Source organism: Ensifer sp. SSB1 (genome assembly GCF_016652895.1).
In the GTDB taxonomy this organism is placed as follows: Bacteria; Pseudomonadota; Alphaproteobacteria; order Rhizobiales; family Rhizobiaceae; genus Ensifer.
Genome location: NZ_JAEPRP010000021.1, coordinates 23,573 through 32,814 on the forward strand (window position 1 = coordinate 23,573; position 9,242 = coordinate 32,814).

The 9,242-nt window shown below is 63.5% G+C and carries 7 protein-coding genes; 5 read left to right on the forward strand and 2 right to left on the reverse strand.

Annotation, left to right across the window (positions count from 1 at the left end):
- Positions 1–142 precede the first annotated feature (142 nt).
- The 3 genes from I8N66_RS07745 (at position 143) to I8N66_RS07755 (ending at position 5,042) form a co-directional block, all read left to right on the forward strand.
- On the forward strand, positions 143–3,529 hold the full coding sequence (locus tag I8N66_RS07745) for an ATP-binding protein (RefSeq protein ID WP_291151754.1): 3,387 nt from the start codon (positions 143–145) through the stop codon (positions 3,527–3,529).
- Complete coding sequence (locus tag I8N66_RS07750; protein ID WP_291151756.1) at positions 3,522–4,445, forward strand: response regulator transcription factor; 924 nt, start codon at positions 3,522–3,524, stop codon at positions 4,443–4,445. Before I8N66_RS07745 ends, I8N66_RS07750 begins: the two co-directional genes overlap by 8 nt.
- Positions 4,446–4,541: 96 nt before the next feature.
- Positions 4,542–5,042, forward strand: a complete 501-nt coding sequence (locus I8N66_RS07755; protein ID WP_291151759.1) for a hypothetical protein — start codon at positions 4,542–4,544, stop codon at positions 5,040–5,042.
- A 45-nt stretch (positions 5,043–5,087) separates the two neighbouring features.
- On the opposite strand, the gene I8N66_RS07760 is transcribed toward I8N66_RS07755, so the two are convergent.
- Positions 5,088–5,699 (reverse strand): glutathione S-transferase family protein, encoded by a 612-nt coding sequence (locus tag I8N66_RS07760; RefSeq protein ID WP_291151762.1) that lies wholly within the window; start codon positions 5,697–5,699, stop codon positions 5,088–5,090.
- A gap of 92 nt (positions 5,700–5,791) precedes the next feature.
- Between I8N66_RS07760 and I8N66_RS07765 the strand changes: the two genes are divergently transcribed.
- Positions 5,792–6,511 (forward strand): YafY family protein, encoded by a 720-nt coding sequence (locus tag I8N66_RS07765; protein WP_291151765.1) that lies wholly within the window; start codon positions 5,792–5,794, stop codon positions 6,509–6,511.
- A 78-nt stretch (positions 6,512–6,589) separates the two neighbouring features.
- Here the strand turns inward: I8N66_RS07765 and I8N66_RS07770 are convergent, their stop codons facing one another.
- Positions 6,590–7,915: a dicarboxylate/amino acid:cation symporter gene (locus tag I8N66_RS07770; RefSeq protein ID WP_291151768.1), complete on the reverse strand. Its 1,326-nt coding sequence runs from the start codon at positions 7,913–7,915 to the stop codon at positions 6,590–6,592.
- Positions 7,916–8,158: 243 nt separating this feature from the next.
- Between I8N66_RS07770 and I8N66_RS07775 the strand changes: the two genes are divergently transcribed.
- Positions 8,159–9,242: cache domain-containing protein (locus tag I8N66_RS07775; protein WP_365886965.1), on the forward strand; the 1,084-nt coding region annotated here is incomplete at its 3' end.

Sequence of the window (9,242 nt, forward strand, 5' to 3'; positions counted from 1 at the left end):
CGGCCGCTGACCGATGGACACTGGGAACTCGCCGCCCTCTTCTGCCCTTTCCGGTAAATTTTCGTTTGCAGCAATTTTAAGCAGAAACCTTCCGTGCTAAGAAAAAAGGCACAAGCTCCCTCAACCGCACGTTAGGACCCCCATGGCCGCACGCCAGCGCATCATTCCCGTAAGGCGGGAATACAATCGTTGGGTCGCCAACCAGACGCTTGAAGACTATGCGCTGCGCTTCACCGCCAAGAGCGCGCGGCGTTTTTCCTCCGAACGAATTTCGCAGACTGCCATCGGCGCGATCTCCTTTCTGGCGCTTGAGGCGATCGGCGGTGCCATCACCATGTCCTATGGCACCACCAATGCAATCGTCGCGATCGTCGTCGCCAGCCTAATGATCCTCACCGTGGGGCTGCCGATCAGCCGCTATGCGATCCGACACGGCGTCGATATCGATCTGCTCACCCGCGGCGCCAGCTTCGGCTATATCGGCTCGACCGTGACCTCGCTGATCTATGCCAGCTTCACCTTCATCCTCTTTGCGATCGAGGCCTCGATCATGTCGGGCGCGCTCGAACTGGCACTCGGGATTCCCTTGTGGATCGGCTACATCCTGAGCGCCGTCGTCGTCATTCCGCTCGTCACCCACGGCGTGCGGCTGATCAGCAAGTTTCAGTTGATCACACAGCCATTCTGGATCGTGCTCAACGTCCTGCCATTCGTCTTCATCGCCTTTGCCGACTGGGAGAAGGTCGGCGCCTGGCTTGCCTATGCCGGCATTCACCACACCTCAGGGCCTCCAGGCACGTTCGCGCCCTTCGATCTCGTCGAATTTGGCGCGGCGTCCGCAGTCATCTTCGCGTTGATGGCGCAGATCGGCGAGCAGGTGGATTTCCTGCGCTTCCTGCCGCCGGACGGTCAGCGCAAGCTGCATCATCGCATCGCCGTCTTTCTCGCCGGCTCCGGCTGGGTGATCGTCGGCGCACCGAAGCTGCTCGCCGGCTCGTTCCTGGTGGTGCTGGCGCTGTCGGCAGGCGTGCCTTCGACCAAGGCCGCCGATCCGGCGCAGATGTACTACACCGCCTTCGGCTACATGATCCCCTCAGAAACGGCTGCACTTCTCCTGATGGTCGCCTTCGTTGTTGTGTCGCAGCTGAAGATCAACGTCATGAACGCCTATGCAGGCTCGCTCGCCTGGTCGAACTTCTTCTCACGATTGACCCACAGCCACCCGGGCCGCGTCGTCTGGCTGGTCTTTAACGTCGCGATCGCGCTTCTTTTGATGGAGCTCGGCATCTACCGTCTGCTTGAGGAAACGCTCGGTGTCTTCTCGATCATCGCCATGGCCTGGCTCTGCACGATTTCGGCCGATCTCTTCGTCAACAAGCCGCTCGGTCTGTCGCCGCCGGGCATCGAGTTCAAGCGCGCCCATCTCTACGACATCAACCCTGTCGGCCTTGGCGCCATGGCGATCTCGGCGACCGTTGCACTGATCGCGCATTTCGGTGCCTTTGGCGAAATTGCCGCCTCGCTTGCGCCCTATATCGCGCTCGTCGTCGCGTTTGTGGCGTCGCCTTTGATTGCCTGGCTGACCGACGGCAAGTTCTACCTCGCGCGCAAGCCGCGCCGGAGCTGGGCGAACCAGAGCGAGATTACCTGCTCGATCTGCGAGCACCCGTTCGAACCGGAGGACATGGCCTGGTGCCCGGCCTATGCCGCACCGATCTGCTCGCTCTGCTGCTCGCTCGATAGCCGTTGCCACGACATGTGCAAGCCGAAGGCGCGCTTCAACGCCCAGGTCGCGACCGTCGCCAACACCCTGCTTCCGCGCACTGTCACCGAAAAGCTGGCGACGCGGCTCGGCCGCTACGCCATCTCCGCAGTGCTGTCGATCGCCGGCATCGGCCTGATCCTCGCAATGATCGCCCACCAAACTGCCGGCACATCCCCCGAGGTTGCTGCGGTCGTCGAGCGCACCGTCGCGGTCGTCTTCTTCGTCTTTGCCGTGCTCGCGGGCATCGTCTCGTGGTTCTACGTGCTTGCCCATGACAGCCGCGTGGTCGCCGAGGAGGAATCCTCCCGACAGAACACATTACTGCTGAAGGAAATCGCCGCGCACAAGAAGACGGACGCAGCGCTGCAACAGGCGAAGGAAACGGCGGAAGCCGCCAACCGCGCCAAGAGCCGTTATGTCGTCGGCCTCAGCCACGAGCTTCGAACGCCGCTCAATGCCGTGCTCGGCTACGCCCAGGTGCTGGAACGAGATGAAACGATACCGCCTGCGCGCCAAGGCGCGATCAAGGTCATCAAGCGCAGCGCCGACCATCTTTCCGGCTTGATCGACGGGCTGCTGGATATCTCGAAGATCGAGGCCGGCAAGCTGCAGGTCTATTCCAACGAGATCAACATTCACGATTTCCTCGACCAGATCGTCGAGATGTTTCGCCCGCAGGCGCAGGCGAAGAGCATCACCTTCGAGCATGAACGCGCCGCCAGCCTGCCGCGCTATGTGAAGACCGACGAGAAACGCCTGCGACAGATCCTGGTCAATCTTCTCTCCAACGCGCTGAAATTCACCGAGCGGGGCGGCATCCGGCTGGATGTCGCCTATCGCAGCCAGGTGGCAACCTTCACGGTAACCGACAGCGGCCGCGGCATTGCCGACAAGGACCTGCCGCGCATTTTCGACCCGTTCCAGCGCGGCGAAGCCGAACATCTGGGCAGCATGCCGGGCCTCGGCCTGGGGCTTACGATCACGCGCCTTCTGACGCAGACGCTCGGTGGCGAAATCGCCGTTACCAGCGTGCTTGGCGAGGGCACAACGTTCCGCGTCCGGCTGATGCTTTCGGCGGTCGACCGCCCGGCGCTCACGGCACCCGTCCGCCGCATCACCTCCTATCTCGGCTTGCGACGCACCATCGTCGTCGTTGACGACAATGCCGACCATCGCGCGCTGATGCGCGAGGTCCTGATCCCCATGGATTTCACGGTCTTCGCGGTCCCGTCCGGGGCCGATTGCCTGTCGCTGCTTGCGGACGTCGACGCGGACCTCTTCCTGATCGACATTTCGATGCCGGGCATGAACGGCTGGGAACTTGCCGGACGGCTGCGCGAAACCGGACAGATGGCACCGATCATCATGCTGTCGGCCAATATCGGCGACGGCTCGGCCACCGGCGCCTTTGCCAGCCATAACGACACGCTCGCCAAACCTTTCGTGGTCAGCCAGCTCGTCGACAAGCTTGCGGTCCATCTCGATCTCGCCTGGATCCACGAAGGCGAGGAAAGACCGCCGCATACCGCGCCAGGGGGCCGGTCGATCATGCGTCCAGATTTCCATCACGTGCAGGAACTGATCCGGCTCGGCGAGATCGGCTACATCAGGGGCATCGAGGCCAAGCTCACGGAGATCGCGCTGGCGCCCGAACACCAATCCTTTGTCGAGGAGGCCCGCACCTATGTGCAGGCCTTCGATCTTTCGGGCTACGACGCCTTCCTCAGAAACGGCACAGAAAAAGGAGGCGACGCCCGTGGCTGAGACCTACGACCGCCGCGACATCGTACTGCTCGTCGACGATTCACCGGAGGCCCTCGGCTTCCTCACCGAGGCGCTGGAGCGTTCGGGCTTTTCCGCGCTGATCGCAACCTCGGGCAATGCCGCGCTTTCGATCGCGGAACGCATCACCCCCGACGTCATTCTGCTCGATGCGGTCATGCCGGGCATGGACGGATTCGAGACCTGCCGGCGGCTCAAGGCCAACGCCGCCGTCGGCCAGACACCGGTACTGTTCATGACCGGCTTGACCGAGACCGAACACGTTGTCCGCGCCCTTGAAGCCGGCGGCGTCGACTATCTGACCAAGCCGATCAATATCGATGAGCTTCGGGCGCGCATCCGCGTCCATCTCTCCAATGCCCGCTCCGCCCAGAGCGCACGGGTCGCGCTCGACGCGGCCGGCCGCCATCTGCTGGCGGTGCGCGCCGACGGTGGGGTCTGCTGGTCGACACCACAGGCGACCCGCCTCGTCAATGCAGCAACCGGCCGTGACGATGGCTTGAGCACGGTCACCAAACGCATCGCCCGCTGGATGGAAAGCCGCGCCCGTAGGCCGTCTTCGCACGAAGAAAGCTTCACGCTCGATCAACCCGGCCAATCCGGCCTGCAGATATCCTATCTCGGCGGCATCGGCCCGAACGAATATCTCTTCCGCCTGACCGCCGAGAACCGGCTGACGGACGACGAAATGCTGCGGCAGCACTTCGCGCTGACACAGCGAGAGTCCGAAGTGCTGCTCTGGATCGCCAAGGGCAAGGCGAACCGCGACATCGGGGAGATCCTGGGCCTGAGCGCGCGAACCGTAACCAAACATCTGGAGCAGATCTATGTGAAGCTCGGCGTCGAGAACCGGGCATCGGCCGCCGTCAAGGCGACACAGGTACTGCACGGCATCTGAGGCGAGACCGGAACATCCGCGGCGCTGGCACGTTCGGCTGGCGATCCCGGCGCCTACTGGTGTACTATCGACACCGCCGAACGGAGGGTTGCATCCATGCCCCGATGGTTGTTGCTTGTCATCATGACCGTCTTCGCCAACGACGTTGCGCGCGCGGACGAAGGTGCGTTCCTGAAAACGCTCGGCGGCAACTGGTCAGGCACCGGAACGGTCCGCATCCGAACCAACATGTCGCCGGTCAATGTCACCTGCAGCTTCAATTCCGAAGCGACGGGCCTTGCCCTTTCCATGGAGGGCGTTTGTCGCGGCATGCTCGTGATCTCGCGATCCGTCGATGCACAATTGCACTACACCGGCTCGGCCTATCGCGGCTCCTATCTCGGTCCGCGCGGCGGCCGTGCCGGCCTCGACGGCAGCCGACGCGGCGACGCCATCAATCTCACCATTCGCTGGGCCAAGGAGGTCAATGGCGACCGGCGTGCCGATCTGACCTTGCGCAGGATCGGCACCGACGGCATGCAACTGACGACGATCGACGTCGATCCGGCTTCGGGCAAGCGGGTTGTAACGAGCGAAATCAACCTCAAGCGACGATAACCCGGGATACCCGCCCGCTTCGAGAGCGGATATCCCCCTGTTCGCTCAAGCGGCAGCAGCCGTGCGGGCGTCGTAATCCGTGGTCCACTGCAGCGACGGGCGCTCAGCGCAGCGCTCGACCCAGGCTTTCACGACCTCGCTGTCGGGCGTGGCGGCGGGATACCAGGCAAAGGGCGAGTGCAGCAGCAGATCGATCGCCGTATAGCGGTCACCCACCAGATAGGGGCTGTCCTTCAAGGCATCTTCCAGACGCTTCGCCATCTCGGAGGGGCCGCGGAAAGTAAAGTCGAAATAGTGATGGGAAAGCCCGGTTGCCTGCATGATCAGAACCGGCTCGACGACGCCGGCATACCACCCAAGCCAGCTCAGATAACGGCCGCGCTGCGGATCACCGGCGACCGGCGCCATGTTCTTTTCCGGGAAGAGATCGGTCAGATACTGAATGATCGCAATACTCTCCCAGATCACCACGCCATCATGCACGAGCACCGGCACCTTGCCTTCAGGATGCGGGTTCCTCGGGTCCTTTCGACCGCTGCCGTCACCGCGGGTGATGTCGACGATCTCGATCTCCACCTTGTCGATAGCATCGAGTTCGCGAAGCAGCGTGATGATGCGCGACGAGCGCGAGCGCGGGGCGTGAAAGAGCGTCAGCATGTTAAGGTTCCTTTGTTGCGTTTGGCAATGCGGATCTTATACAGTCGGCCAACTGCCAGTTTTCGTCAGTAGGCTTCGTCTATCTTTCAGCCATGGCCCGTAGTGATCGTCTGTTCCGCCTGCTGCAGGCGCTTCGCACTCTTCCTCCTCCGGTGACGGCCGCCCGCCTCGCCGAAGAGACCGGAGTGTCGCTGCGCTCGCTCTACCGGGACATAGACAGCCTGCGTGCCGCCGGCGCCGTCATCGATGGCGAGCGCGGCTTCGGCTATCGGCTGACGGAGGACATCGCCTTGCCGCCACAAACCTTCACGCGCCTGGAAATCGAGGCGCTGGTGCTCGGCCTTGCCGAGGTGCAGCACATGGGCGAGCCGGAACTCGCGGCCGCGGCGGGCGAGGTGCTTTCGAAGATAACGGCGACATTGCCCGACAGGTTGCAGCGCCAGGCGCTGCATGCTGCTTCACAGGTCTATCGCTTCGAGCGCCGGGATCCACCGGTCGCCGATGTCGGCCTTCTGCGCGAAGCCTGCTGGCAGGAGCGTGCGGTCGTCATCGGCTATGTGGACGCCGGACAGCAAGGGACCGACCGAAAGGTTCTGCCGCTCGCGATCGTCTATCTGGAGCGGGTGCTGGTGCTGCTCGCCTGGTGCTGCCTGCGTCAGGACTTCCGCAAGTTCCGCGTCGACCGCATCGTCGATATCAGAATGACGGACGAGAGCTTCCGCCCGCGCCGGGTGCCGATGCTGAGGGATTTCGTCGCCTACCTGAACGCCGGAGCGCCCGAAACGTCGAAGATGACCTTGAGCGGCCAATAGCCAAAAACGACGACGCGGCCCGTGTTGCCACGGACCGCGTTCGGACTGCTTCTTGCAGTCATGCCTTGGGAGGCAACCTTATTCGGCCGGCTGCAGCGCGGGCTGCGGAAGGCCCGCAGGCGCGCGGCCGCCGAGCGTCGCGGCCATCTGCGCCTCATCCAGTTCGCCTTCCCACTTCGCAACGACGATCGTGGCGACCGCATTGCCAACGAAGTTGGTAAGCGCGCGGCATTCCGACATGAAGCGGTCGATGCCGAGGATCAACGCCATACCGGCAACCGGTACGGCCGGGACGACCGAAAGCGTCGCAGCCAGCGTGATGAAGCCTGCACCGGTAATGCCCGCAGCGCCCTTGGAGCTCAGCATCGCAACGAGCAGCAGCAGCACCTGGTCGCCGAGCGACAGGGGGATATCCATCGCCTGGGCGATGAAGAGCGCGGCCAGCGTCATGTAGATGTTGGTGCCGTCAAGGTTGAAGGAGTAGCCGGTCGGAATGACGAGGCCGACGACCGAGCGCTTGCAGCCGGCCTTTTCCATCTTGCTCATGAGACCCGGAAGAGCGGCTTCCGACGAGGAGGTACCGAGAACCAGCAGCAGTTCTTCCTTGATGTAGCGGATCAACGCGATGATCGAGAAGCCGTTGTAGCGGGCGACGGCGCCGAGAACCAGGAATACGAAGAGGAACGAGGTGAGGTAGAACGTGCCGATCAGCATCGCCAGGTTGGCGATCGAGCCGACGCCGTATTTGCCGATGGTGAAAGCCATGGCGCCGAAGGCACCGATCGGCGCGGCCTTCATCAGGATGCCGACGAGCTTGAAGACCGGCAGCGTCAGTGCATGCAGAAAGTCGACGACCGGCTCGGCCTTCTGGCCGACCGTGGCGAGCGCCAGACCGAAGAGCACGGAAATGAACAGCACCTGCAGGATGTCGCCATCGGCAAAGGCGCCGACCAGCGTCGTCGGGATGATGTTCATCAGGAAGCCGGTGATCGTCTGCTCATGCGCCTTCTCGGCATAGGTCGTCACAGCCTTGACGTCGAGCGAGGCGGGATCGATGTGCATGCCGGCGCCGGGCTGCACGACATTGGCGACGATCAGGCCGATGACCAGGGCCAGGGTCGAGAAGGTCAGGAAGTAGATCATCGCCTTGCCGGCGACGCGACCGACCTTCGCAAGATCGGTCATGCCGGCAATGCCGGTCGCCACCGTCAGGAAGATGACCGGCGCGATGATCATCTTGACCAGGCGGATGAAGGCGTCGCCGAGCGGCTTCAGCTCGGTGCCGAGCGACGGATAGAAATGGCCGAGCAGGATGCCCGCGGCGATCGCCGCCAGAACCTGGACATAGAGATGGCGATAGAAAGGTGTCTTGCCGCGCGGTTCCGCGGATTGGTCGATAATCATGAGATCCTCCACTGGACCCAGTCCGGCGTCATGCCGGGCCTCCCGGGTCAATTTCCGATGCGCGACAGCTCGGGCTGTCATGAGGATGTCATTTGCAACGGGCGTGCCAGTTCTCCGGAACAGAAGCCAAGCCATTGAATCGATGAGGATGTTTTGTGCGCTCCGCGCGATACGCACAAAGAGTTGAGCGGATTTCCGCACAGACGATCTGGAAGCCTGAGCGAAAAAGTGCACAATCAGGCCATGTTCAATGCCCTATCCACCCCCCTCAACCTGGCAGATCTAGACCAGTCCATGCGCCGTACCTGGCTGGCGTTTGCCGGCCTCGCTCTGGCGCTGCTCCTCGCCGGCCTTCTGTTCGCCGGCGAATACGGGCGCAACCAGGCGCTCGACACGGTCGATGCCCAAAGCCGGATCGATGCCAATCTGAAGGCCTCGCTACTGCGCGCCGTGCTCGAACGCCAACGCTCGACCCCGCTGGTGCTGGCCGACGACGTCGAGGTGAAGGCCGCCCTTTCGGCCCGCGACGGCCAGGCGCTGCGACGGCTGAACGAGAAGCTGCAGGCGCTTGCGGCCAACACGGATGCCGCCGTCATCTACGTGATTGGCCCCGACGGGGTGGCCGTCGCCGCCAGCAACTGGCGCGAGCCGACGAGCTTTGTCGGCAACGACTACGCCTTCCGCGAATATTTCCGCATGGCGATGCGCGACGGCAAGGCCGAGCATTTCGCAATGGGCACGGTCAGCAAGCGGCCGGGCCTCTACATTTCGCGTCGGGTCCAGGGTCCTGACGGCCCGATTGGCGTTGTCGTCGCCAAGCTCGAGTTCGACGATGTGGAGGCCGAATGGCTCGCCTCCGGCAAGCCCGTCTATGTCACCGACCGGCGCGGCATCGTGCTGATCACCAGTTTTCCGTCCTGGCGGTTCATGACGACGAGAACCATTCCGCGCGATCGCGTCGCCGCCATCCGCGACAGCCTGCAGTTCGGCGATGCATCGCTGCTGCCGCTGCCCTTCCGCGATATCGAGACGACAAGCGACGGCTCCAGCGAGTTGCGCGCCCTGTTGCCGGGCGACAGCGAGCGGCGGTTCCTGCGGGTGGAAACCATGGTTCCGACCACGAGTTGGCGGCTCGAACAGCTGGCGCCGCTCGATGGCGCGATCTCCGCAGCAACCCGCGAGGCCCGGCTGATCGCGCTCGCCATCCTCGTGCCGCTGTTGGCGCTCGCCGCTTTCCTTCTGCGCCGGCGCCAGGCCCTGACGCTGGTCGCAGCGCGCGAGCGCGTCGCCCGCGACGAACTGGAGCGGCGCGTGGCAGAACGAACGC

Coding starts and splice junctions, on each gene's coding strand:
- I8N66_RS07755 (WP_291151759.1), top strand. CDS start 4,542: ATGCCCCGATGGTTGTTGCTTGTCATCATGACCGTCTTCGCCAACGAC.
- I8N66_RS07745 (WP_291151754.1), top strand. CDS start 143: ATGGCCGCACGCCAGCGCATCATTCCCGTAAGGCGGGAATACAATCGT.
- I8N66_RS07770 (WP_291151768.1), bottom strand. CDS start 7,915: ATGATTATCGACCAATCCGCGGAACCGCGCGGCAAGACACCTTTCTAT.
- I8N66_RS07765 (WP_291151765.1), top strand. CDS start 5,792: ATGGCCCGTAGTGATCGTCTGTTCCGCCTGCTGCAGGCGCTTCGCACT.
- I8N66_RS07760 (WP_291151762.1), bottom strand. CDS start 5,699: ATGCTGACGCTCTTTCACGCCCCGCGCTCGCGCTCGTCGCGCATCATC.